Raw genomic sequence first — 23,435 nt, 5'->3', positions numbered from 1 at the left:
CCGGACATAAGTTCTGCAGGCCTTCCCCTGCAGTCATCTCCCCAACGATTTACTTGACATCTAAAATATCGAGGACTAAATTACATTCCAGATTGCAACTGGAGCATCAGCATGCGCATCGTCTGTATTGGAGGAGGACCGGCCGGCCTGTACTTCGGGCTGTTGATGAAGGGCCGCAACCCGGCGCATGAGGTCACGGTCATCGAACGCAACCGGCCCTACGACACGTTCGGCTGGGGCGTGGTGTTCTCAGACCAGACGCTCGGCAACCTCCGCGCAGCGGACGCACCCAGCGCGGACGCCATACTCGACGCCTTCAATCACTGGGACGACATCGAAATCAATTTCCGCGGCGAAAAGATCCGCTCGTCCGGCCATGGCTTTTGCGGCATCGGCCGCAAGCGCCTGTTGAATATCCTGCAAGCGCGGTGCGAAGCACTCGGCGTCGAACTCGTGTTCGAAACCCAGGTAACGGACGACGCCGCTTACGAGGCCGATCTGATCATCGCCTGCGACGGCGCGAACAGCGCCATTCGTCAGAAGTATGCGGCGACCTACCAGCCTGACATCGACATGCGCGACTGTCGCTTCGTCTGGCTAGGCACGAAAAAACTTTTCGAAGCATTCACGTTCGCTTTCGAAGAAACCGAATGGGGCTGGTTTCAGGCCCATGCCTATCGGTTCGACGATCAGACCTCCACGTTCATCGTCGAAACACCGGAGCGCGTCTGGCGTGCTGCCGGCCTCGACGAGATGAGCAAGGAAGACAGCATCGCCTTCTGCGAGAAGCTGTTCGCCAAGTATCTGGACGGCAATGCGTTGCTCTCGAACGCCGCGCATCTGCGCGGCTCATCGCAATGGATTCGCTTTCCACGCGTGGTCAATCGGGAATGGGTGCACTGGCGCAGCAATGCCAACGGCACCGCGGACACACCGGTCGTGCTGATGGGCGACGCCGCTCACACGGCCCACTTTTCAATCGGCTCGGGCACCAAGCTCGCGCTGGAAGATTCGATTGAACTCGCCAACAGCATCGACGCGCATCCCGGCGATCTGGCCGCCGCGCTCAAGCACTACACCGAAGTGCGCAGCGTCGGCGTGCTGCGCATTCAAAACGCGGCACGTAATTCGACGGAGTGGTTCGAGCACGTCGACCGCTATACCGCGTTCGAACCGGAGCAGTTCGCGTATTCGCTGCTGACGCGCTCACAGCGCATCTCGCATGAAAATCTGCGTGAGCGCGATGCGGGCTACGTGTCCGGGTTCGAAGACTGGCTTGCATCACGCTCCGGTATAGAACGCGCGCCGGCAAAACACTCCGTCCCGCCAATGTTCACACCGTTCAAGCTGCGCGGCGTGACGCTCAAGAACCGTGTGGTGGTCTCGCCGATGGCGCAGTACTCCGCCGTCGACGGTGTCGCCGGCGACTATCACCTCATGCATCTGGCCGCGCGCGCCATGGGTGGCGCCGCACTTGTGATGACGGAAATGACCTGCGTGTCGCCTGAGGCGCGCATTACGCCGGGATGCCCCGGCATGTACGCACCGGAACATCTCGCCGCGTGGAAGCGCATCGTTGAACTCGTACATCAGCAGTCGGATGCAAAGATCGGCATGCAGCTAGGGCATGCAGGCGCCAAAGCATCGACACGTGTGAGTTGGGAGGGCATCGATCAGCCGCTGCCCGACGGCAACTGGTCTCTCGTGTCGGCTTCGCCGCAACAGTATCTGCGCGGCGTCAGCCAATGGTCGCGCGAAGCAAGCCTCGACGATCTGCGCGAAATCGAAGCGCAATTCGTCCGCTCAACGGAAATGGCCGCGGAAGCGGACTTCGACTGGCTCGAACTGCACTGCGCCCATGGCTATTTCCTGTCGAGCTTCCTCTCGCCATTAACCAATCAGCGTAGCGACGAATACGGTGGCTCGCTGCAGAGCCGCCTGCGTTATCCGTTGGAAGTGTTCGCTGCGATCCGCAAAGTCTGGCCGCAGGACAAACCTATCTCCGTACGCATTTCCGCTCACGACTGGGTAGACGGCGGCACGACGCCGGACGACGCGGTAGAAATCGCCCGCGCTTTCAAGGCAGCAGGCGCGGACATGATCGACGTATCTTCAGGCCAGGTTAGCAAAGAAGAAAAGCCCGTCTACGGCCGCATGTTCCAGACGCCGTTCGCCGACCGCATCCGCAACGAAGCCGGTATTGCGACAATCGCCGTCGGTGCGATCTCCGAAGCGGATCACGTGAACAGCATCATCGCCGCCGGCCGCGCGGATCTGTGCGCGATAGCAAGGCCGCATCTGGCGAATCCTTCGTGGACGCTCAACGAAGCCGCAAAAATTGGCTATTTCGATGTGATGTGGCCCAAGCAATACACGGCAGCGAAGTCGCAACTCGAACGCAATCTCGAGCGCGAGCGCGCTCAGGCCGCGGCAAACGCAGGCCTCTCGCCGCAAGAACGCGCACAACGCGCAGAAGGAACGGTGTGAACACAGAACTCTCCGGACTGGCCGGAAAACACGCAGTCGTGACCGGTGGCGGAAGCGGCATCGGCGCTGCCACCGCTGCGGCGCTGGTGCGCGCCGGGGCGCGCGTCACGTTGATGGGCCGCGACGCCGCGCGTCTAGCCGCGCAACGGGACGCGTTAATTGCGCTAAGCCCAAGCGGTGCAGCAGACGAACTCGCGTGCATCACGCTGGACGTGGCGCAGGAAGCCGCCGTCATTGCCGCATTCGAGCAAGCCGGTCCTGTAGACATCCTGATCAATAACGCGGGCCAGGCACAAGCCTCCCCGTTCACACAGACCGACATGGCGCTCTGGCAGCGCATGCTCGACGTCAATCTCACTGGCGTATTCCTTTGCACGCGCGCGGTACTGCCGGGCATGCTCGAGCGCGGCTATGGCCGCATCGTCAATATCGCCAGCACTGCTGGGCAGATCGGCTATGCCTACGTCGCCGCTTATTGCGCGGCAAAGCATGGTGTGATCGGGCTGACGCGTTCGCTCGCACTCGAAGTCGCAACCAAGGGCATCACCGTCAACGCAGTCTGCCCCGGCTACACCGAGACCGAACTGCTGCGCGCTTCGCTCGACCAGATCACCAGCAAGACGTCACGTAGCGAGAAAGAAGCACGCAGCATCCTGTTGCGCAATAACCCGCAACAACGCTTTGTCGCACCGGACGAAGTCGCCAACGCCGCCCTGTGGCTATGCATGCCGGGCTCGGCAGCGATAACCGGCCAATCCATTTCCGTCTCCGGGGGAGAAGTCACATGATCCGTGCAGCTAGCGCTAAAAAGGCGGCATCCGCAGAAGCAAAGCCGGCGGTGCGCAAAGGCGTCGCGAAGCCTGCGGAAAACGTCGTCGACATGGAAATGAGCACGGGCGTCGACAGCCATATGGGCCTGCGTCTATGGCTGCGCATGCTCACCACGACCAACCTCGTGCAAGCCGAACTACGTAAACGCCTGCGCAGCGAATTCGACACCACGCTGCCCCGCTTCGATCTGATGGCCCAACTCGAACGTCATCCGGAAGGCCTGAGGATGACCGAGCTCTCGCGCCGGTTGATGGTCACAGGCGGCAACGTCACCGGCATTACCGATCAGCTCGAACAGGAAGGCCTCGTGGTACGCGATGCGGATCCAAACGATCGCCGCTCGATCAGCGTGCGCCTGACACCTGAAGGCCGCAAGCTGTTCGACCGCATGGCCGTGGCACATGAACAATGGGTCGTCGAAATGTTCGGCGGCCTCAGCCTCGATGAGAAGTCGCGCACGCATCAGCGTCTGGGCAAGCTCAAGAAACATCTGCTCGACAACCTCAAGGGTTGAGCGGCACCGAACCGGAGGAGATATCCATGACACGATCCCACGTCGACGCATTGCTAGATGGCAATCGCGTAACGCTGGCGGGCTACGAAGCCAAACACTTCGGCTGGTCGGTGAACGCGAAGGTCGCGACGATCACGTTGAACCGTCCCGAACGCAAGAACCCGCTGACCTTCGAATCGTATGCCGAGTTGCGCGACCTGTTTCGCCAACTGGCATACGCAACCGATGTGAAGGCCGTCGTGATTCACGGCTCGGGCGGCAACTTCTGCTCAGGCGGCGACGTGCACGACATCATCGCGCCGCTGATCGATCTGCCGATGCCGGAGTTGCTGCTGTTCACGCGTATGACCGGCGATCTCGTGAAGGCGATGCGCCACTGCCCGCAACCTGTGATCGCCGCCGTCGACGGCGTCTGCGCGGGTGCAGGGGCCATTCTCGCGATGGCCTCCGACCTGCGTCTCGGCACCGCGCGTAGCAAGCTCGCGTTCCTGTTTTCGCGTGTGGGTCTGGCCGGCTGCGATATGGGTGCGTGCTCGATCCTGCCGCGCATCATCGGTCAGGGACGTGCATCGGAATTGCTGTTCACCGGCCGCTCGGCAAGCGGTGACGAAGGCTACGCCTGGGGCTTCTATAACCGTCTGTGCGAACCCGATGCGCTGCTCGACGAAGCCGCCAAACTCGCCGCCGAACTCGTCGCCGGGCCGACTTTCGCGCACGGCATCACCAAGAAGATGCTGCACCAGGAATGGAGCATGAGCATCGACGAAGCGATCGAATCCGAGGCGCAAGCGCAGGCCATCTGCATGAGCACGCATGATTTCGAACGTGCTTACCGTGCGTTCGCGGCAAAGACGCGTCCTGTGTTCGAAGGAGACTGAATTGAGCTCTTCCGGCAAGACCGATCTCCATAGCGCGCTGGCGTGGCCATTCTTCGAAGACCGTCATCGCGAACTCGCGGCTGGCATCGAAGCGTGGTGCAGCGAGCATCTCGCTGACGCGGAACATGGCGGCGATGTCGACGCAACCTGCCGTCGTCTCGTGCGCCAACTGGGTGCTGCGGGCTGGCTGAAATACGGCGTCGGTGGCACTGCGTATGGTGGGCACGGCGACACCATCGACACCCGCGCCGTCTGCCTGTTGCGCGAAACGCTTGCCAGGCATTCTGGTCTCGCCGACTTCGCGCTCGCCATGCAAGGGCTTGGCTCGGGCGCGATCTCGCTCGGCGGCACGCACGAACAGAAGCAGCGATATTTGCCGCGGGTCGCGAACGGCACGGCCATTGCCGCATTCGCGCTGTCGGAGCCGGAAGCAGGCTCGGACGTCGCAGCCATGGCTTTGTCCGCGCGAGAAGACGGAGACGCCTATGTGCTGGAAGGCGACAAGACCTGGATTTCCAACGGTGGAATCGCCGACTTCTATGTGGTGTTTGCCAGAACCGGCGAGGCGCCTGGCGCACGCGGCATCAGCGCGTTTATTGTCGATGCCGACACGCCGGGCCTTGAAATCGCCGAGCGCATCGACGTGATCGCACCGCATCCGCTCGCGCGCCTGCATTTTGCCGGCGCACGCGTGCCGCGCAGCCAGATGCTGGGCGAACCCGGCGAAGGTTTCAAACTGGCCATGCGCACGCTCGATATATTCCGCACCTCGGTAGCAGCGGCATCGCTCGGCTTTGCGCGCCATGCCATGGCCGAGGGTCTCACGCGTGCAGCCTCGCGCAAAATGTTCGGCCAGACGCTCGGCGATTTTCAATTGACCCAGGCGAAGCTCGCGCAGATGGCGCTGACCATCGACAGCAGCGCCCTGCTCGTCTATCGCGCAGCCTGGTTGCGTGACCAGGGCGAAAGCGTCACACGCGAAGCCGCAATGGCCAAGTGGCACGCCAGCGAAGGCGCGCAGCAAGTGATCGACGCAGCGGTTCAGCTGTGGGGTGGTATGGGTGTGCAAAGCGGCACCGCTGTCGAAATGCTCTATCGCGAGATTCGCGCTTTACGCATCTACGAAGGCGCAACCGAAGTGCAGCAGCTGATCGTGGGCCGTGACCTGCTGAAGGCACACGCTGCCGCCCAACAGGACAGCAAGAGCAAGCCATGAGCGCCACGTTCGATATGCCCGTACGCATCCGTTTCGCGCATTGCGATCCGGCCGGCATCGTGTTCTTTCCGCAATATCTCGTGCTGACGAATGCACTGGTGGAAGATTGGTTCACCGAGCGCCTGAAAATCGACTACGCGCATATGATCGGCCAGCGCCGCATCGGCTTGCCGATCGTCAAGCTTGATTGCGAGTTTTCGCGGCCCAGCCGCATGGGCGAGACAGTCATGCTCACGTTGACGGTGAACTCAATCGGCCGCCGTTCGATCCGGATCGGCATTGTTGGCCATTGCCATGACGAAGTGCGCTTTCGCGCGCATCAGGTGCTGGTAACCACTTCGCTCGAGACCGGCCAGTCCATCGATATTCCCGACGACATCGCGAGCGCTCTCGCGTCCTTCGCTCCACCGCCTGCCCTCATTGACGAGCCACGCTCATGAAAAAACCTCTTCTCCCCGCCGGCTGGGTCAAACCGCGCGGCTACGCAAACGGCGTCGCGGCCGTCGGGACGCAAGTCTTCATCGCCGGGCAGATCGGCTGGGATGCCGAGGCGCGCTTCACGTCGAGCGACTTCGCGGCTCAGGCTATTCAAGCCTTGCGTAACATCGTCGCCGTGCTCAACGAGGCCGGTGGCAAGCCGGAACACCTGGTACGCCTGACCTGGTATGTGACCGACAAGCGCGAGTACATTGCGGCGCTCAAGGACATCGGCCGCGCGTTTCGCGAGCTGATCGGCAATTACGACATCGCCATGAGCGCGGTGCAGGTCGTCGCGCTGATCGAAGACCAAGCCAAGGTCGAAATCGAAGCCACCGCAGTGATCCCCCACGAAGCCAGCTAACCGTCCGGGAGAACCTCATGGAACCGTCAGCTCACGTCGATACCTTTGCCCGCGATCATCTGCCGCCGCAGGATCAGTGGCCGGTGTTTCTGCTCGACAATCCCGACATCGCGTACCCGGCGCGTTTTAACTGCGCGACTGAGTTGCTTGACCGCACGATCGAGGCTGGACACGGCGAGCGTCCCGCGATCTGGTCGGACGTGAATGGCGTGCCTCAGGCGACTACCTATCGCGAACTGCTTATGCTGGTGAATCGCAGCGCACATGTGCTGGTCGATGAGATGGGGCTGCAACCGGGCAACCGCGTCTTGCTGCGCGGGCCGAATACCTTGCAGATGGCAGTCGCCGCGTTGGCCGCGCTCAAGGCGGGACTTGTGCTGGTGCCTACGATGCCGCTGCTGCGTGCCAAGGAACTCAAGCAGATCATCGATAAGGCGCAGATCAGTGCCGCCTTGTGCGACACACGTCTGACCGAGGAACTCGAGCGTTGCCGTAATCCACAAGACGAGTATTTTTGTCCGGATCTGCAGCAGATCCGCCTATTCCATGACGATGCTCCGGACTCCCTGGAAACACTTGCCGCGAGCAAGCCAGAACACTTCAGCGCCTGCGATACCGCAAGCGACGACGTCTGCCTGATCGCCTTCACCAGCGGCACAACAGGCTTACCCAAAGGCTGCATGCACTTTCATCGCGATGTCCTGATGATGTGCGACCTGTTCCCGCGCCACGTACTCAAGCCCACCGCTAGCGACGTGTTCTGCGGCACGCCCCCACTGGCCTTCACGTTCGGACTCGGTGGTCTGCTGTCCTTCCCGCTTCGGGTCGGCGCTTCTACGGTGCTGATCGAGAAGCTCACACCGGAGACGTTGCTGCAAACCGTCGAACGCTTTCGCGCCACGATCATGTTCACGGCGCCGACCTTCTATCGGCAGATGGCGCCGCTGATACCGCGCTTCGATATCTCGAGCCTCAAGAAGACCGTCTCCGCTGGCGAAGCGCTGCCCGACTCGACGCGGCGGCTATGGCGCGAGGCAAGCGGCATTGAAATGATCGACGGTATCGGCGGGACCGAGTTGATCCATATTTTCATTTCAGCCGCGGGCGCGGAGACCCGGCCACACGCAATCGGACGCGCCGTCCCCGGATATGTGGTGCAAGCCGTCGACGATGCCATGCAGCCCGTGCCACGCGGCACCATCGGCAAGCTTGCCGTGCGCGGACCCACCGGTTGCCGCTATCTGGCCGACGAACGGCAAGCGAAGTTCGTGCGCGACGGCTGGAACCTGCCTGGCGACTCTGTCTATCTGGACGCCGACGGTTACGTGTTCTACCAGGCACGCGCCGACGATATGATCGTCTCCGCCGGCTATAACATCTCCGGCCCGGAAGTGGAAAGCGTGCTGCTGCAACACGATGCGGTGGCGGAATGCGGCGTAATCGGTGCACCGGACGAAACGCGTGGACAAGTCGTCAAAGCGTTTATCGTCCTCAATCCCGGCTATACCGGAGACGACAATCTGGTCGCGCAATTGCAGGATTTCGTGAAGAATTGCGTTGCGCCGTACAAGTATCCGCGCCTGATCGCTTTCGTCGATTCACTGCCGCGCACCGAAACGGGCAAGCTCAAACGGTTCGCCCTGCGCACCCTGTAATACGATGTAGCCTCACGTTCTTCCTTCCGCAACCGTGTTGCATGGGACCGATGTAGCGCGCTGAAGCGCGAACTCTGGTCAACAGGAGACAGGCATGTCCGCGTCATTCATCGAAGTCACCGCCCACGATGGCGGCCGTTTCAACGCTTACGTAGCGCGTCCTGCGCAAGGCTCGGGGCCAGGACTCGTGCTGCTGCAGGAAATCTTCGGCATCAACGACTTTATGAAGTCGATGGCCGACCGCTTTGCCGAAGAGGGGTACGTGGTGCTGGTGCCCGACCTGTTCTGGCGAATCCAGCCAGGCCTCGTGCTCGGCTACGGCGATGCCGATATGCAAACCGCGCTCGGTTACCTGCAACGCTTCGACATTGACCGCGCGATAGGCGACATCGAAGCAACCATCGGCGCGTTACGCGCGCTGCCGGAGCAGGCAGGCAAGGTCGGCACAATCGGCTACTGTCTGGGCGGCAAGCTCGCCATGCTAAGCGCAGCCCGCACCGACGTCGACTGTGCAGTCAGTTATTACGGCGCCGGGCTCGAAGCTTACCTGGACGAAGTACCGGCCATCCGCTGTCCGATGGTGTTCCACTTCCCCGAACAGGATGCGCACTGCCCGCCCGAGGTTCGCGAGCGCATCAGCAGCGCACTGAAGACCCGGCCACAGATCGAGCAATACGTCTACGCGGGATGCGATCACGCCTTCGCCAATCCCTCACGCAAGAGCTACGACAAGCCCGCCACGATGATGGCGTACTCGCGCACCCTCACGCTTCTGCGCAAGGTGCTGGGGCCGGTGTACGACCTGAATACGCTGTGGGAACAGCACTGCTACTACGAGTTCGCCACGCGCGACGTGGACGCGGTCATGCCGACCATGGTTGCACAACCGTACGTCAATCACGTTCCGACGATGACGGGCGGCGTAGGCCACGACAACCTCAAGCGCTTCTACACGCATCACTTCGTTCATTCGAACCCTGAGGATACGAAGCTGATTCCGATATCACGGACGATCGGCGCGGACCGCATCGTCGACGAATTCGTTTTCAGCTGCACGCATACATGCGAGATCGACTGGCTGCTGCCGGGTGTCGCGCCCACCGGCAAGTATTTCGAAGTGCCGATGCTGGCTGTGGTGTGCTTCCGCGGCGACAAGCTGTACAACGAGCATATCTACTGGGATCAGGCGTCGGTACTCGTGCAGGTGGGGCTGATCGATCCGGCAGGGCTGCCGGTGGTGGGTATCGAGAGCGCGCGCAAACTGCTTGATGAGGCGTTGCCGTCGAATCAGCTCATGGGCGCGAAGGCAAAGGCGTAAGGGGCATATCCGGCGCCGTGAATTAGATGCGCGAAGCCTGCACTCTTGCTTCTCCTCGGAGGCGAGCGGTTCAAAAGCCGACCGTGGGCTCTAAAAGCGCATCGCTCAACAGAGCTATCATGTGGCACTCCACAGGCCCGGATCCCCTATGCTGACAGTCCATCATCTGAACAACTCCCGCTCGCAACGAGTCCTGTGGCTGCTTGAAGAGCTCGGCGTGCCGTACGAGATCAAACGCTACGAGCGCGACCCCAAGACCATGCTGGCGCCGCCCGAATTGCGCGCGGTCCACCCGCTCGGCAAGTCGCCGGTTATCACCGATGAAGGCCTCACGATCGCCGAATCGGGCGCTATCATCGAGTATCTGGTGGACCGTTACGGCCAGGGCCGCTTCGCACCGGCAGTTGGCACGCCTGAGCGTTTGCGCTATACATACTGGCTGCACTACGCGGAAGGATCGGTGATGCCGCCTCTGCTGCTCAAGCTGGTGGCAACGCGGATCGGCAGCGCACCGATGCCGTTCTTCGCCAAGCCGATTGCCCGCAAGATCGCCTCGACGCTGCAATCGAGCTTCGTCGATCCGCAGATCAAGCTGCACCTTGGCTATATCAACGACGCACTCACGCCGACCGGCTGGTTCGTCGGCAATGAGTTCAGCGCCGCGGACGTGCAGATGAGCTTCCCGCTCGAAGCCGGCGCCGCGCGCGGCGGAGTTGACAACATTGCCGCGATTCGCGGTTTTCTGGACCGCATCCACGCGCGGCCGGCGTATCAGCGTGCGCTGGAACGTGGCGGCAAATATGACCTGCTGAGTTGAGCGCCCCCGCCGGCGCGAACGCTCGCCGACGGACGCTGCAACCCGACTACGGAGACACACCGCATGACCCATAACATCGACGCGCGCAAACGCTGGCTGGCCCTGATGGTCCTGTGCCTAGGCGTGCTGATGATCGTGCTCGACTCGACGATCGTGAACGTCGCGCTGCCGTCGATCGCCGCGGATCTCGGCTTCTCCGAGACCTCGCTGGTTTGGGTCGTCAACGCCTATATGCTGACGTTCGGCGGCTTCCTGCTGCTCGGCGGCAGGCTGGGCGACCTGTACGGCCATCGCAAGCTGTTTCTGGGCGGCATCACTCTCTTCACCGTGGCGTCGCTCGCCTGCGGCATGGCGAATTCGCAGGTGCTGCTGGTTTGTGCGCGCGCGGTGCAGGGCTTCGGCGGTGCGGTCGTGTCGGCTGTTTCGCTGTCGTTGATCATGAATCTGTTCACCGAACCGGGCGAGCGCGCCAAGGCGATGGGGGTTTATGGCTTCGTGTGTGCCGGTGGCGGCAGCATCGGCGTACTGGCAGGCGGTCTTCTGACCAACCTCTTGAGCTGGCATTGGATCTTCCTGGTCAATCTGCCGATCGGCATCGCCGTTTACGCCATGTGTATCGCGCTGTTGCCCAATGGCCGCGGCAGCGCGCACGGCGAACGACTCGACGTTGCAGGCGCGGCGACGATTACCGTTTCGCTGATGCTCGCTGTGTACGCGATCGTCAATGGCAACGAAGCGGGATGGCTGTCGCTGCAGACCATCGGCATGCTGGTCGCCGCGCTGGCGCTACTGCTCCTGTTTCTGCGCATCGAAGCGCGCGTGCAGCATCCGCTGATGCCGCTTGGTCTGTTCAAGCTGCGCAACGTCGCCGTGGCGAATGTCGTCGGCGTGCTGTGGGCGGCGGCGATGTTCGCGTGGTTCTTTATCTCGGCGCTTTATCTGCAGCGTGTGCTGGGTTACCGGCCCATGCAGGTCGGGCTCGCTTTCCTGCCTGCCAACCTCATCATGGCGCTGTTTTCGCTTGGCTTGTCCGCGCGGCTCGTGATGCGTTTCGGCTTGCGCTTGCCGCTCGGCGTCGGCTTGCTGCTGGCCGCCGCTGGACTTGCGTGCTTCGCACGGGCGCCGGTTGACGGCAGCTTTATCCTCGACGTGTTGCCCGGCATGACACTGCTTGGGCTCGGCGCAGGTATCGCGTTCAACCCGGTTTTGCTGGCAGCGATGAGCGACGTGGAGCCGAGCGAATCCGGTCTCGCGTCGGGCATTGTCAATACCGCGTTCATGATGGGCGGTGCCGTGGGTCTCGCGGTGCTCGCGAGCGTTGCCGCGGCGCGCACGGATGCGCTGCAGGCATCTCAAGGAACGGTGGCCGCACTGAACAGCGGCTACCACCTCGCCTTTCTGACTGGAGCGGTTTTTGCAGCAGTGGCGGCGCTGTTCGGTGCTTTGTTGCTACGCGCCAACGGGCAACAGAACAACGCTCATGCGGAGGCGGCGGCCGAGTGACGAAAACCCGGCCGCACCCGCCTGGATATCCGCAGTGAGCCCTGCTATTTCGCGGGCGGCGTGCCCGCGTGTCGCAAACGCTCAACACCTTCGGCCATTGCAAGCACCACCTGTTGCCCATCCCGTTCACGGATACTGATCGTCTGGTCGCGTTCGTCGCGCGGCCCGACTGCGACGAAGATCGGCACCTGCATTTCGCGCGCGTCGTAGATCTTCTTTTCGAGCCGTTCCGGCCGGTCGTCGAGGACCACTCTCACGCCGGCCTCCTCAAGCGCCTGCACGACCCGCGTGGCGTACGCGGCGCTTGCATCGTTGATCGTCGCTACCGCAACCTGGTCCGGTGCCAGCCACATAGGCAGCCAGCCTTCGTGATGCTCGAGCAGCAGGCCAATGAAACGCTCCATGCTGCCGAGCACCGCGTGATGGACCATCACGGGACGCTCGCGTTCGTTGTGCTCGTTGACATAGAGCGCATCGAGCCGCTCCGGCAGGACGAAGTCGAGTTGAACCGTGCCGCATTGCCAGCTACGCTCGCGGCTATCGATCAGATGGAATTCCAGTTTGGGGCCATAAAACGCCCCCTCGCCCTCGCGCACCTCGAACTGCAGTCCGGCCGCGAAGGCGGCTTGCGCGAGCGCTGCTTCGGCACGATCCCATACCTCATCCGAGCCCGCGCGCACATCGGGACGCGTCGCCAGCGCCACTGAAAATGCCGGGAATCCGAGATCAGCATAGACGTGCCGCAGCAGATCGCAAAAGCGTCCGACTTCAGCTTCGATTTGCGCTTCCATACAGAACACGTGGGCATCGTCCTGCACGAATGCGCGCGTACGCTTGAGCCCTTCCAGCGAGCCGGAGGGTTCATCGCGATGACAGGCGCCAAACTCGCTATAACGTACCGGCAACTCGCGGTACGAACGCACGCGCTGATTGAACACCTGCACGTGACAAGGGCAGCTCATCGGTTTGAGACAGAGCGCACGCGCTTCGGAGGCGCTTTCTTCACCGCCCGTTTCGTGTCCTTCGGAGAACGAATACATGTTCGCGCCGAATTTTTCCCAATGCCCGCTACGTTCCCACAACGAGCGGGCGAGCAGTTGCGGCGTGCGGATTTCGCGGAAACCCGCACGCCGCATTCGCTGGCGAATGTAGTCCTCCAGCACGCGGTATAACTCCCAGCCGCGCGGATGCCAGAAGACCATGCCGGGGCCTTCCTCCTGTTGGTGGAAAAGGTCCAGCCTGTTACCCAATACACGATGATCGAGGTCGTTCACAGTACGCTCCGTTTGATGTGAGCCATCGACGGAAGGCCGTAAACGCCAAGAGCCCCGTCCGTCTCCGGCGGGGCCCTTGGGGGTTTGCAGCAGCTTGTTGCTCTAGCGCGCGCAACCTCCAGACGACCCGCCCATGAGGGTGGCCGTCGTGGTGGTGACAGGCGCGAAGGAGAACGAAAAGAGGTCCATGAGTCGACAATAAACGATCTGTTGGTGAAACGTCAATCGACACTTTCGGAATTGCTTGCCGCCCCGCTTATCGCAGGCTCCACTTCAAACGCCTCGCCGGTGGCGAAAAAAGTCCCGCCTGCCACGTAGTGACAGGTGCGCAGATCCGGATCGTCGCCGAAATGCCAGCGGTTCTTCGAATAGACACGGCTATCGGCGTACGCCGCCACCACTTCGCCGATAATCAGATCGTGGCGCTGGCTGTCGTCGGGAATCACCTTGCATTCCATCCACGTGATGCAGCCGGCTAGCATCGGCACGTCGATGCGCTGACCCGGAAACGTCTCCAGATCGAATGCAGCGAACTTGTCGAGATCGTTGCCGGGCGTCGAGCCGACCGCAAGCGTCTGCCGGGCGAATCCGCGGCTCGGCAGTTGCAGGCCGAACACGCCGCTCGCTTCGATCAGTTGCCGCGTGAGGGTGCGGCTGTCGACCACCACCACGATTTTCGGCGGATTGAAATCGAGCGGCATGGCCCATGAGGCCGCCATGACGTTCGTACGTCCGGCGTGCGCGCTGGTGATCACGGTGACTGGACCGTGATTCAGTAACTGGGTCGCCCGCGATAGTTCGACTGGTTCTCTGGTGCCTTTCATATCTGCCTTCATCGTGCGAACAGTCCATCGGTTCGTGCGGCGTGCCTGCGTATCGAATCCGAGCCAGATGGCATTCTAGCCAAGAGTTGGGGCACCAGTGCCCAGCGGCGCCACAACGTTTCGATACGCATCGAAGCATGCGGCCTCCGCGAGCCCCTATGATGGAAACATCGCAGCCACTACGTTGCATGGGATCGGAGTCGCGCGCTAAAGCGCCGGCGCCGATCGACAGGAGATCGACCATGTGTGCCCAACCAAATATCGCGTCCACCGCCTTCCTGATCGCCGACCCAGCCCGCGCCAGCATGCTGATGGCACTGGTCGACGGACGGGCACTGCCCGCCGGCGAGCTCGCCTATGCGGCCGGCGTGACCGCGCAGACCGCCAGCACGCATCTGGCGAAGCTGCTGGCCGGGGGACTCGTCGAAGTCGAAGCGCAGGGCCGGCACCGCTATTACCGGCTAGGCGGATCGCACGTGGCATTGCTGCTGGAAAACCTCGCGTCGATCACGCCGCCGAGCCGCCCTCGTATCAAGCCGCTCAGCGCGGACGCCAGGAAGTTGCGCTTTGCACGCTGCTGTTACGATCATCTGGCGGGACAACTCGGCGTTGCGGTCACTCAGGCGTTGGAACGGCGCGGTGTGATCGTAGCGGCAACCGACAAGCAGTTCGAGGTCAGCCCCGCTGGAATGGACTGGTTCGCCCGGATGGGGTTGAACGTGCCTGATTTGCAACCCACGCGCCGAGGTCTCGCGCGCCAGTGCCTGGACTGGTCGGAGCGGCAGCATCATCTGGCTGGGCCGCTCGGTGTGCAATGGATGAAGCTGCTGTGCGCGAAGGGCTGGTTGCGGCGGGTCAAGGCAACGCGCGCGGTACAGGTGACGCCGCAAGGCTGGGCGTGGCTAAAAGACGAATTGGGTATCGAAGGAAGGCTGGGGGAACTCGCCGTCGACGACAGACGTGTGGAGGTCGTGCCCGAAGCGTAGACACGATGAAAGTTGAGTGACGCGGTGCGTCACCGGTTTGCTGTCGAGATGCGCCATCGCAATCCGTGGATGGCGCATCACGGCCGCACGTGAATTAGCTCTTCTCGCCGTGCTCAGGTTCCAGCGGTTTGTGCTGCTCCCCACCAAGCCCCGGAAAGAACGCATTCCAAGCCGCGCGAACGCCTTCGGCTGCGGTTGCCTCGGCGCTGAACGACTCGCTTTCGCCGGAGCGGGCCGGATCGGAGGAAAGCCCTCTCCAATGCGTGAATACGAGCAGCGGCTTTTCGCTCCACTCGCTCTCGCCGAACTTCGCAAACGCCGTATCGCCGCTCACTAGCTGAACCTCGTACCAGCCGTCACGGACGGGCGTATAACGGTCCAGCGGAAACCACGCGGTCGGTCGAATATCCATCATGTCCTCTCTGAATGAACGAAGGTTCGTCACGAGAGAACATAAGGCATTCTTCATGCCCGAGGCAATGCCGACTACGGCCAGTGAGGTGTGAGTCCGGTGGGATAAGCGGTGGCATGGACATCGCAAAGCCGGGACAGCGTGCAGGCGAGCTTCAGGCGTTCTGAGATCGCGTAAAGACAACGCGCCGAGCGTTTCAACAAAAGTAAAACTTACACGACGCGAGGCCATGGGCATGCTCGCGCGTTCACGCGTTCAGGTCTTTAGGTCCTCGCACCTGCAACACGCCGTCTCGGACGCACCGTGCCCGCCACCTCGCTTGCACATCGCGCCAGCGAACGGACCGCCGTCTCAATCTGCTCCGCCGACGTATTCCCATAGCCGATCACAAGCCCGTTGTCTTCGTCTTGCGGCTGTAACGTGAACCCGGAAAGCGCACGCGCGCTGATCTGTTGCTGCTGCGCAAGATCGACGACCGCGCGATCCGATATGTGCGGCGGCAGTCTGAGCGTCAGATGCATGCCGCAATTGCCGCCGAGAACCTGCGCCGGTTCAAAGTGCGCAGCCAGCGCCTCGCGCAACGCCTGTTGCCGCTCACGGTAAAGCCGCCGCATCCGGCCCAGATGGCGGCCAAATTCGCCGCTTTCGATAAAGTTCGCCAGCGCCCACTGCTCAAGCCGATGACCGCCGCGCAGCATTTCCTGCAACGGTGTGCGCGTCTGCGCCACCATGCTGCGCGGTAGCACGACAAAGCCGATCCGCAGCGCCGGAAACATCGTCTTGCTGAACGATCCGACATACAGCACCGGCGCGTCGGGCACGAGCCCCTGCATGCTGGCGATCGGTTCGCCGGTGTGACGGAACTCGCCGTCGTAGTCATCCTCGATCAGCCAGGCGCCCGCACGCCGCGCCTGCGCGATCAGTTCGAGCCGCCGCGCCACCGAGAGCACGGCGCCCGTCGGATACTGATGCGCGGGCGACGTATAAATCAGTTTGGGTGGGCTGACGCGCCACGCATCCGCCGGCACGTCCATGCCTTCCTGATCGACGCGGATCGGCACGGTTTTCAGATCACCCAGGTTGAAGGCCGCTTTGGCGCCGCGATAGCCGGGATCTTCGACCCATGCGATATCGCCGGGATTGGTGAGCAGCCTCACACACAGGTTCAACGCTTCCTGCGCGCCCTCGGTGATAACCACCTGAGAGCCGTCGCAACTGACGCCACGCGCCACGCGCAGATGCGCGGCAATGGCGTCGCGCAAGGCCGGCTCGCCGGCGGGGTCGCCGTAGCCGAGCAAATGCGGCAACGCACGCTCCATGGCGCGCTCGAGCGAACGGCGCCACGCGCCGAGCGGAAAGCGATCGAGCGCCGGAGTGCCCGGCATCAAAACAGCCATCCCGCCCGGATGCGGCCGGAGTGCGGCGAACGGCTCGAGCCGCGCCGCGTAGGCAACCTCGGCGGTAGCCATATCCGGGCGCGCGTCGACGCGCAATGCGGGGCTGGATAGCGGATTCACGCGCGTGCCCTTGCGATCGGCCAGCACGTAGCCTTCGGCGACCAGATGGTCGTACGCGATCACCACCGTGTTGCGCGAGACGCCGAGTTCTGCCGCGAGCAGCCTCGACGACGGCAACAAGGCTCCTGCCGGCAGCCGCCCGGCCAGAATCGCCTGCTGCAGACGCCCGATCAACTGCTTCTGCAGTGGCACAGGCTTGCCGGCCGGCGTGACGGCGTCATGCGCCAACGGCCCTATGATTTCGATCATCGTGTATCGACCTACCCTGTGGACCTATCAAATACTGCTTTCGTGGATCTTTTTAACATACCACGTTTGCCGTATTGTCTCTCCTGAATGCAAGCAAGCCAGGAGAAAAAAGTGGAACTACGCCTCAACGAATACAAGCAGCCAATCGGCTTTGACTTACCAGACTGGAAGGGCGCTCAGCTACCCGGGCGTGAGCCGCTCGTCGGACGCTATTGCCGGATCGAGCGGGTGGATGTGGAGCGGCATGTCGAAGACCTCTACGAAGCCTATAGCACCGCCACGGACGGTCGCGACTGGACCTATCTGGCCGTGGGGCCGTTCCAGAGCCTCGAAGCGTATCGCGAACACCTGACGAAGGCCGCGGCGCTGGCCGATCCGATGCACCATGCAGTGATCGATCTCGCGACCGGCAAGGCCGTCGGCACATTAGCCTTGATGCGCATCGACGCGCCTAATGGCGTGATCGAAGTCGGCCACGTCACCTACTCGCCGCGTCTGAAGAGAACCCGTATCGCCAGCGACGCGATGGCGCTGTTGATGACCTACGTGTTCGAGGACCTTGGCTACCGGCGTTTCGAATGGAAGTGCGATTCGCTCAACGCACCATCGCGGGCGGCGGCGCTACGGTACGGCTTCAAGTTCGAAGGAATCTTCCGCCAGGCGATCGTCACCCGTGGACGCAATCGCGATACCGCTTGGTTTTCTGTCATCGACAGTGAATATCCGGCGGTACGCGAGGGTTTCGCGCAATGGCTCGAGCAGAGCAATTTCGACGCCGAGGGTAATCAGCGCGAAAAGCTTGCGGATCTGATTGCACGGCGGCGAGCGATAGCGGGCGAGGCGGGCGGCTGAGTTCGGTGCGTCGAGGCTCGAGCCCTGACGCACGCGTCTCAGGCGGCCCCTGCGGCGCGACGTAGATGGATCTGCGGTTTGCCCTTGTAGGTTCCGCGGGTCCACTCCACGTAGCCGCACTTCTGCGCCACACGCAAGGAGGGCGCGTTCTCCGGCGCGATAATGCAGGCGGTGTCGGCGGCGGGCCATTTTGCATCGGCCCACTTCAGGGCCGCGCGCACGCCTTCGGTCGCATAGCCATGCCCCTGTGCGGCGGGCGTCAGCGCCCAGCCGACTTCGGGCATGCCGCCGAGCGACGGCTCGGTCTGCCGCTCGAAATTGGCAAAACCGATTTCTCCGATGAACGTGCCACTCACTTTGTCGCGCACCGCCCAGTACCCGAAGCCCAGCATCGTCCAATGTCCCACATAGCGCAGCAGACGCGACCAGGTCTCCTCGCGGGTGGACGGCTGGCCGCCGATAAAGCGCGTCACCTCGGGATCGGACCACATCGCGAAGCTATCGCCGAAATCCGCCCGGACGTGGGGACGCATGATCAGGCGATCGGTTTCGAGGAGCGTGCTTAACTCGGTCATAGGGAGGAGGAAGAAGGTTGAGGGGTGGATGGGATGATCGCAGATTTTGGGCATAAAATGGTCCGCGCGATCCGCTCTGACCTGCATGAACGCACGTCCGCAAGAAGCATAAGCGCCCACTCGGAGCACAGCGCATGAAGCTTCGACTCAGATACCTGTCCGCCGTTTTCATCAACTTCGCGCTGCCGTGGCTCGCTTACCGCCTCGCCCATCCGCATTGGGGGCAAGCGGGTGCTCTGCTCGCTTCGGCCTTGCCGCTCATTGCGTGGATGACCTGGGACCTGGTACGTCACCGCCATTTCGACGCCTTGAGCAGCATCGTTCTGATCGGCATCCTGCTCTCGCTGGCGACGGTCACTGTGACTGGCGTTCCGCAAGAGCTGACGATTGAAGAGCCGATGGTGTCGGGCATGATCGGCGTCGCTTTTCTCGTTTCGCTGTTGCTGCCGCGTCCGATCGTGTTCTACCTGGCGCGATCCACCATGGCTCGCGAGAGTATGCAAAACGCGAGCGAATTCGAACGGGACTGGCGGGAGAGTCCCACACTGGCCTCGAGAGTCCGCGTCATGACGCTGGTGTGGGGTATCGGTCTTGTAGCGGAGAACGTGATACGCACGTCGATTGTTTGGGACGCCGAGAGTAGTCCTCATGCGGCGCTGGTGTCGAATCTCGTGCGCTACAGTTTTTATGGCGTCCTTATGTTGTGGACGCTCTGGTATCGACGACGTATCAAGCAGGATGCCGAACGTTTGATAAATCAGCCGCACAACGCTGCCGAGCTATAACTCCCCGTGTTCGATTGCAGATCTGGGATGCGCTGAGTGAAGATCACTAAAGTACATGGACTTCATTCACTCCGTCAGCGCAGCGCTCGCAAAGCGTACGAAATACCCCCTCTTTTTTGATTACGTTTCGCACAGAAGACGTAAAAGCCTTTTCCGCTATCCACAACAGCTTAACTACGAAAGTTCGAGCAACGAAATTCCATTGCTACTCCCTCAAAAATGCTATTGTTGCTATTCGGCTTCGGTGAAGCTTTCACTTTTTATGTACAGGAATCTTAAATAAATTGAGATTACCAAGTGAAATGTTTTGTCCTCGGAGTTGAGGTCAGAAGTGATGCGTTGGGAGGACACGAAATAACATGAAGGTAGAACAAGATAACTTTTTGATTCTGGTTGATTACGCTGATGTAGCGCCTCTAGTCAGTGAGGTCGTCCACGCAGCAGATCGAGCCAGGAACGCGCTAGGATTTTTCCCCGCATCGGTTTTCAACGATTTTTCCCGCAAGGATCAACTATTTGTTTGCGCTAGCCAAAGTGGTCCGACTCGCGCCTATGCCGGGCACCTTCTATTTGATGCCCGACACCCGAAGGCAAACGTCCTGCAGATTTTCGTTGACCCTTTGTTTAGAAAGCGCGGAGTAGCCAAACGCCTGCTAGATCATCTCAAAACTCATCTAGAAGAACACGCATTTATCTCGGTGTACGCGCGAGTGGCGGAAGATCTCGCCGAGGCCAACAAATTCTGGCACACCCAAAATTTCTATGTGCAACGAGTCGAACCGGGGGGCAAGTCACGCAAGAGAACAATTTTGGTGCGGAGTCACGAACTCAACACTCCCCAACTCTTTGCCTCAAGCGGAATCAGCAACAGCGATCCGCTAGGACTCGATTTCTCGTCGGGCGCCGAGATACCGCTCTTTCTACTCGATCTCAATGTGCTGTTTGATCTTGGACCGCGCAGACGCAGGAACGAGGATATCCTCGACCTCTTTCGCGCTGAGCGCATGGGTTCCTGCCAGCTCGCGCTAAGTATGGAAATCAACGCGGAACTTACGCGGACGGCAAGCGAAGGGCGAACTGATCCTATGCTGGCATACGCGCGCATTTTCCCCACATTCCCATGTCCCGGCGATGCAGAGTGGAATGCTCTCGCGCCTCGGCTCGCATTAGTGGTATTTCCCACGAGGCAGCGAACCGGGACGTTGAGCGCCAACGACGTTTCGGATCTACGTCATTTGGCAACCGCCATCCACCACCGGCTTACAGGTCTCGTAACCAACGACACGTCGATTCTGAACGCCGCAGCACGACTCAAGGAGGAGTTTGACATTCAAGTCATCTCCCCTGTCGCTTTCAAAGATCTGAACGCTTTCGACGCCCGGGAGGAAACCTTTGAGACTGCATTGAGCGACACAGTATCATTGACACCGATCACGGCAACCGAGGATGCCGTCGTTCATCAATTCTTATCGGACCTCGGGCTACCTGGTTCGACAATTGTTTCCGCGTGGGGTGCGGTCGACTCGAATCAACGCGTTTGCGTCCGCCAAGGCGCCTGGTGCGGAGATGAACTGGCGGGCTACCTGATGTGGCCGAAACCCGCACCGGGTAGTAGCATCAATGCGCGCATCGGTGTCGACGAAACTCAACCTAACGCTCTGAATGCCGCCCGCGCACTGATGCATTATTTGATCAAGCAAGCCACGGCAGCGGGAACAACACAAATCAAACTCGAATTTCCCCCCCGTCAGGCCCGGATACGTGAAGTTGCGTCGAAACTCGGCTTTGGCGGTACAGCGGGAGATGCATCGCTTACGAAGGTGGTCCTCGGCCGTGTGGTTACGCAATCGAACTGGACGCAATGCAACAACGCGCTCTTTACAGCAGGCCGGCTCCAACTGCCAACATCCATGCCCGCGTTCCGGAGCGTGGACCAGCAACTCCGCCTTGTGAGACCGGACGGGAACCCGATTCACGTGTCCCTGATGGCGCTTGAATCGCTTCTATCGCCGACCGCTTTTGTCCTCAAAGGAAGACCTGCCGTGATTACGCCTGTGCGCAGGGACTTTGCCGAACATCTTCTGGCCCACCTGCCACAGAAAAGCCTACTTCCACATCCGAAAACCGCGCTATACACTGAGAAGCATTATCTCAGCGGAAAGCAGACGCTTAAACACTTCAAGCGTGGCACACTCGTCCTGTTCTACGAATCCGCCGGAAGTGGAGGTTTGGGCGCCGTTGTTGCACTTGCGCGTGTCCAGCACGCATATCTAAAATCCGAGGAAGCGATGGACAGATCAGATCTGGATCCCTCCATCCTCGACGCTGCCGGACTAGCGGCAATCGGCCGCTCAAAGATCAAGACCGTCACCGCTTTCGACAATCTGATCTGCTTTGATCGCCCTGTGGCACTGGCCAGGCTGCAGTCACTTGGCTGCGGCACCCCCACTCAACTCCTTACAACCCATAAAATCGATGACTCACAGCTTGAGGCAATCGTCGCTGAGGGCTTTGCCCATGGATGAGACAGAACACGTACTTATCTCCCTCGAGAAGCGTCACGCGGACAACATCTTCTCCGGAAGGAAGCACGTCGAGCTCAGACGACGCCCGATGAACGTAAAGGCGGGAACAGTCGTGTGGATCTATGTGAAGCTGCCGGTCGGGAGAGTGGTCGGTTGTGCCCGGGTGAGCGCTGCGCACTCCTTGGCGCCCTCGACATTATGGAAACGATTTGCTGGTGTCTGTTGCATCACCCGGCAGGAGTTTTTCGATTATTTTGATGGAATCTCCAAAGGGTTTGCTCTGGGCTTGCAGGACCCCCAGCGCCTCTCTGGGGCAGTATCGTTGATGGAATTGAGAGAGGCGTCAGCAGGTTTTCAACCTCCTCAGTTTTTCATCCGCCTCTCCCCGGATAGCCCGCTCGTGCACGCGATGGAGGGGAAGCGCTAAGCCAGCTCCAAAAACCGCACCAGACACGGATTCCGGTTCACCGGCGACCACACCAGCACCTGCTCGATCATCGGCGCATCCGCCAGCGGCCGGAACACCACGCCCGCAAGCTGCGCCTTACGCATCGACGCAGGTACCAGCGCAACGCCGACGCCTTCGTCGACAAGACTGAGCACGGTCTGCTGCAATTGCACTTCGAAACGGATGTCGGGCTCGAAACCACCTGAGCGGCAATGCTCGAGAATGGTGGCCCGCAACGTAGGTGCCACCTCCTCCGAGGCCAACACGAACGGCTCGCCCGCCAGTTGCCCAATCTTCAACTGCCGCGCCCGGGCACGCGGATGCGCGCGCGACAGTGCCACGCAGAGCGGTTCGCGGACAATCGTGCGCGCCTCGAGCCCCCTGTTAGGCACGCTCGGAAACATGATCGCCGCGTCGATCTGGCCGGCCAGCACCTGTGCCGCCAGATCGTTCGACACCACCTCGCGCAGATTCAGCGTCACCTCCGGATACGCGGCACCGAAGGTCCGCGCGTATCCCGGCACCACGCTATACGCCGCGCACATCGTGAAGCCAATCGCCAGCGTGCCGGCATCGCCATGCGCGGCGGCCTGCGCATTGCGCGCGGCCTGTTCAATCGCGCTGAGAATGGCCTTGGCATCCACATAGAAGCGCTCGCCCGCCGCCGTCAGCGTGACGCTGCGCGGACTGCGCTCGATCAGCGTCACGCCCAGACTCGCCTCGAGCGCCGCCAGTTGGCGGCTCAACGGCGGTTGCGACAGATTGAGCCGTGCCGCAGCCCGGCCAAAATGGCGGGTCTCGGCAAGCGTCACGAAATAGCGCAGCGGTTTGACGTCGATCACGATGCAAAAAAGGTATTGTTGAACGCCTGAAACGGTATTTGATTGTATCAACCCGAACCACTACTCTGGCGCATTGTCTTTTCCAG

Annotated in this window: 22 protein-coding genes; 16 read left to right on the top strand and 6 right to left on the bottom strand. The window is 61.4% G+C overall.

Features of this window, described 5'->3' with window-relative positions; translation table 11 throughout:
- The first annotated feature begins 111 nt into the window (after positions 1–111).
- The 11 genes from P3T24_RS13130 (at position 112) to P3T24_RS13080 (ending at position 12,060) form a co-directional block, all read left to right on the top strand.
- Positions 112–2,487, top strand: coding sequence for a bifunctional salicylyl-CoA 5-hydroxylase/oxidoreductase (locus P3T24_RS13130; RefSeq protein ID WP_429435103.1), 2,376 nt, complete (start codon positions 112–114; stop codon positions 2,485–2,487).
- Positions 2,484–3,275, top strand: a complete 792-nt coding sequence (locus tag P3T24_RS13125; RefSeq protein ID WP_429435100.1) for an SDR family NAD(P)-dependent oxidoreductase — start codon at positions 2,484–2,486, stop codon at positions 3,273–3,275. Before P3T24_RS13130 ends, P3T24_RS13125 begins: the two co-directional genes overlap by 4 nt.
- Positions 3,272–3,832: a MarR family winged helix-turn-helix transcriptional regulator gene (locus tag P3T24_RS13120; RefSeq protein ID WP_429435098.1), complete on the top strand. Its 561-nt coding sequence runs from the start codon at positions 3,272–3,274 to the stop codon at positions 3,830–3,832. The genes P3T24_RS13125 and P3T24_RS13120 overlap by 4 nt, the downstream gene beginning before the upstream one ends.
- 26 nt (positions 3,833–3,858) lie before the next feature.
- Positions 3,859–4,710, top strand: a complete 852-nt coding sequence (locus P3T24_RS13115; RefSeq protein ID WP_429435096.1) for an enoyl-CoA hydratase family protein — start codon at positions 3,859–3,861, stop codon at positions 4,708–4,710.
- A 1-nt stretch (position 4,711) separates the two neighbouring features.
- Positions 4,712–5,926 carry an acyl-CoA dehydrogenase family protein gene (locus P3T24_RS13110; RefSeq protein ID WP_429406285.1) on the top strand — a complete coding sequence of 405 codons (1,215 nt, stop codon included), beginning with the start codon at positions 4,712–4,714 and terminating at the stop codon, positions 5,924–5,926.
- On the top strand, positions 5,923–6,366 hold the full coding sequence (locus P3T24_RS13105) for an acyl-CoA thioesterase (protein ID WP_429435094.1): 444 nt from the start codon (positions 5,923–5,925) through the stop codon (positions 6,364–6,366). The genes P3T24_RS13110 and P3T24_RS13105 overlap by 4 nt, the downstream gene beginning before the upstream one ends.
- Positions 6,363–6,767: a RidA family protein gene (locus P3T24_RS13100; protein ID WP_429435091.1), complete on the top strand. Its 405-nt coding sequence runs from the start codon at positions 6,363–6,365 to the stop codon at positions 6,765–6,767. The genes P3T24_RS13105 and P3T24_RS13100 overlap by 4 nt, the downstream gene beginning before the upstream one ends.
- Before the next feature lie 17 nt (positions 6,768–6,784).
- A complete protein-coding gene (locus P3T24_RS13095; RefSeq protein ID WP_429435089.1) occupies positions 6,785–8,422 on the top strand; it encodes an AMP-binding protein in 1,638 nt (545 codons plus the stop codon).
- A 94-nt stretch (positions 8,423–8,516) separates the two neighbouring features.
- Positions 8,517–9,740, top strand: a complete 1,224-nt coding sequence (locus tag P3T24_RS13090; protein WP_429435087.1) for a dienelactone hydrolase family protein — start codon at positions 8,517–8,519, stop codon at positions 9,738–9,740.
- A 148-nt stretch (positions 9,741–9,888) separates the two neighbouring features.
- On the top strand, positions 9,889–10,557 hold the full coding sequence (locus P3T24_RS13085) for a glutathione S-transferase family protein (RefSeq protein ID WP_429287234.1): 669 nt from the start codon (positions 9,889–9,891) through the stop codon (positions 10,555–10,557).
- A 63-nt stretch (positions 10,558–10,620) separates the two neighbouring features.
- Positions 10,621–12,060, top strand: coding sequence for a DHA2 family efflux MFS transporter permease subunit (locus P3T24_RS13080; protein WP_429435084.1), 1,440 nt, complete (start codon positions 10,621–10,623; stop codon positions 12,058–12,060).
- Between the two features lie 44 nt (positions 12,061–12,104).
- Here P3T24_RS13080 and thrS read toward each other — a convergent pair whose 3' ends face one another.
- Both thrS and P3T24_RS13070 read right to left on the bottom strand, forming a co-directional pair.
- The gene (gene thrS / locus P3T24_RS13075) at positions 12,105–13,334 is read right to left on the bottom strand and encodes a threonine--tRNA ligase (protein WP_429435082.1); all 1,230 of its coding nucleotides are present in this window, start codon (positions 13,332–13,334) and stop codon (positions 12,105–12,107) included.
- Between the two features lie 221 nt (positions 13,335–13,555).
- Positions 13,556–14,158, bottom strand: coding sequence for a flavin reductase family protein (locus P3T24_RS13070; protein ID WP_074267165.1), 603 nt, complete (start codon positions 14,156–14,158; stop codon positions 13,556–13,558).
- Between the two features lie 242 nt (positions 14,159–14,400).
- Here P3T24_RS13070 and P3T24_RS13065 point away from each other — a divergent pair, with 242 nt between their 5' ends.
- Positions 14,401–15,144, top strand: a complete 744-nt coding sequence (locus tag P3T24_RS13065; RefSeq protein ID WP_074267164.1) for an ArsR/SmtB family transcription factor — start codon at positions 14,401–14,403, stop codon at positions 15,142–15,144.
- A gap of 94 nt (positions 15,145–15,238) precedes the next feature.
- On the opposite strand, the gene P3T24_RS13060 is transcribed toward P3T24_RS13065, so the two are convergent.
- A complete protein-coding gene (locus P3T24_RS13060; protein WP_429406272.1) occupies positions 15,239–15,559 on the bottom strand; it encodes a hypothetical protein in 321 nt (106 codons plus the stop codon).
- A gap of 260 nt (positions 15,560–15,819) precedes the next feature.
- Complete coding sequence (locus tag P3T24_RS13055) at positions 15,820–17,322, bottom strand: PLP-dependent aminotransferase family protein (RefSeq protein WP_429435078.1); 1,503 nt, start codon at positions 17,320–17,322, stop codon at positions 15,820–15,822.
- Positions 17,323–17,433: 111 nt separating this feature from the next.
- Here P3T24_RS13055 and P3T24_RS13050 point away from each other — a divergent pair, with 111 nt between their 5' ends.
- Positions 17,434–18,174: a GNAT family N-acetyltransferase gene (locus tag P3T24_RS13050; RefSeq protein ID WP_429435075.1), complete on the top strand. Its 741-nt coding sequence runs from the start codon at positions 17,434–17,436 to the stop codon at positions 18,172–18,174.
- A 38-nt stretch (positions 18,175–18,212) separates the two neighbouring features.
- Here the strand turns inward: P3T24_RS13050 and P3T24_RS13045 are convergent, their stop codons facing one another.
- Complete coding sequence (locus tag P3T24_RS13045) at positions 18,213–18,749, bottom strand: GNAT family N-acetyltransferase (RefSeq protein WP_429435327.1); 537 nt, start codon at positions 18,747–18,749, stop codon at positions 18,213–18,215.
- A gap of 134 nt (positions 18,750–18,883) precedes the next feature.
- Between P3T24_RS13045 and P3T24_RS13040 the strand changes: the two genes are divergently transcribed.
- From P3T24_RS13040 to P3T24_RS13030, 3 genes are all read left to right on the top strand, one after another.
- A complete protein-coding gene (locus tag P3T24_RS13040) occupies positions 18,884–19,534 on the top strand; it encodes a VC0807 family protein (RefSeq protein ID WP_429435072.1) in 651 nt (216 codons plus the stop codon).
- Between the two features lie 359 nt (positions 19,535–19,893).
- A complete protein-coding gene (locus P3T24_RS13035) occupies positions 19,894–22,059 on the top strand; it encodes a GNAT family N-acetyltransferase (protein ID WP_429435069.1) in 2,166 nt (721 codons plus the stop codon).
- The gene (locus P3T24_RS13030) at positions 22,052–22,486 is read left to right on the top strand and encodes a transcriptional regulator (protein ID WP_429435066.1); all 435 of its coding nucleotides are present in this window, start codon (positions 22,052–22,054) and stop codon (positions 22,484–22,486) included. The genes P3T24_RS13035 and P3T24_RS13030 overlap by 8 nt, the downstream gene beginning before the upstream one ends.
- Here the strand turns inward: P3T24_RS13030 and P3T24_RS13025 are convergent.
- Positions 22,483–23,349, bottom strand: coding sequence for a LysR family transcriptional regulator (locus tag P3T24_RS13025; RefSeq protein ID WP_429435063.1), 867 nt, complete (start codon positions 23,347–23,349; stop codon positions 22,483–22,485). The two genes, P3T24_RS13030 and P3T24_RS13025, sit on opposite strands and share 4 nt — an antisense overlap.
- Between the last annotated feature and the right edge of the window lie 86 nt (positions 23,350–23,435).

Origin of the sequence: Paraburkholderia sp. GAS33, assembly GCF_050436645.1 — a bacterium.
Classification (GTDB): Bacteria; Pseudomonadota; Gammaproteobacteria; order Burkholderiales; family Burkholderiaceae; genus Paraburkholderia; species Paraburkholderia phenazinium_B.
Note: the sequence above shows the minus strand (reverse complement) of the source record. Positions and strands in the feature narration are given on the sequence as shown.

What these genes read in the sequence shown, in the direction of transcription:
- P3T24_RS13130 (WP_429435103.1), top strand. Translation starts at nt 112, where the DNA reads ATGCGCATCGTCTGTATTGGAGGAGGACCGGCCGGCCTGTACTTCGGG.
- P3T24_RS13120 (WP_429435098.1), top strand. Translation starts at nt 3,272, where the DNA reads ATGATCCGTGCAGCTAGCGCTAAAAAGGCGGCATCCGCAGAAGCAAAG.
- P3T24_RS13115 (WP_429435096.1), top strand. Translation starts at nt 3,859, where the DNA reads ATGACACGATCCCACGTCGACGCATTGCTAGATGGCAATCGCGTAACG.
- P3T24_RS13105 (WP_429435094.1), top strand. Translation starts at nt 5,923, where the DNA reads ATGAGCGCCACGTTCGATATGCCCGTACGCATCCGTTTCGCGCATTGC.
- P3T24_RS13100 (WP_429435091.1), top strand. Translation starts at nt 6,363, where the DNA reads ATGAAAAAACCTCTTCTCCCCGCCGGCTGGGTCAAACCGCGCGGCTAC.
- P3T24_RS13095 (WP_429435089.1), top strand. Translation starts at nt 6,785, where the DNA reads ATGGAACCGTCAGCTCACGTCGATACCTTTGCCCGCGATCATCTGCCG.
- P3T24_RS13090 (WP_429435087.1), top strand. Translation starts at nt 8,517, where the DNA reads ATGTCCGCGTCATTCATCGAAGTCACCGCCCACGATGGCGGCCGTTTC.
- P3T24_RS13085 (WP_429287234.1), top strand. Translation starts at nt 9,889, where the DNA reads ATGCTGACAGTCCATCATCTGAACAACTCCCGCTCGCAACGAGTCCTG.
- P3T24_RS13080 (WP_429435084.1), top strand. Translation starts at nt 10,621, where the DNA reads ATGACCCATAACATCGACGCGCGCAAACGCTGGCTGGCCCTGATGGTC.
- P3T24_RS13070 (WP_074267165.1), bottom strand. Translation starts at nt 14,158, where the DNA reads ATGAAAGGCACCAGAGAACCAGTCGAACTATCGCGGGCGACCCAGTTA.
- P3T24_RS13065 (WP_074267164.1), top strand. Translation starts at nt 14,401, where the DNA reads ATGTGTGCCCAACCAAATATCGCGTCCACCGCCTTCCTGATCGCCGAC.
- P3T24_RS13060 (WP_429406272.1), bottom strand. Translation starts at nt 15,559, where the DNA reads ATGATGGATATTCGACCGACCGCGTGGTTTCCGCTGGACCGTTATACG.
- P3T24_RS13055 (WP_429435078.1), bottom strand. Translation starts at nt 17,322, where the DNA reads ATGATCGAAATCATAGGGCCGTTGGCGCATGACGCCGTCACGCCGGCC.
- P3T24_RS13045 (WP_429435327.1), bottom strand. Translation starts at nt 18,749, where the DNA reads ATGACCGAGTTAAGCACGCTCCTCGAAACCGATCGCCTGATCATGCGT.
- P3T24_RS13040 (WP_429435072.1), top strand. Translation starts at nt 18,884, where the DNA reads ATGAAGCTTCGACTCAGATACCTGTCCGCCGTTTTCATCAACTTCGCG.
- P3T24_RS13035 (WP_429435069.1), top strand. Translation starts at nt 19,894, where the DNA reads ATGAAGGTAGAACAAGATAACTTTTTGATTCTGGTTGATTACGCTGAT.
- P3T24_RS13030 (WP_429435066.1), top strand. Translation starts at nt 22,052, where the DNA reads ATGGATGAGACAGAACACGTACTTATCTCCCTCGAGAAGCGTCACGCG.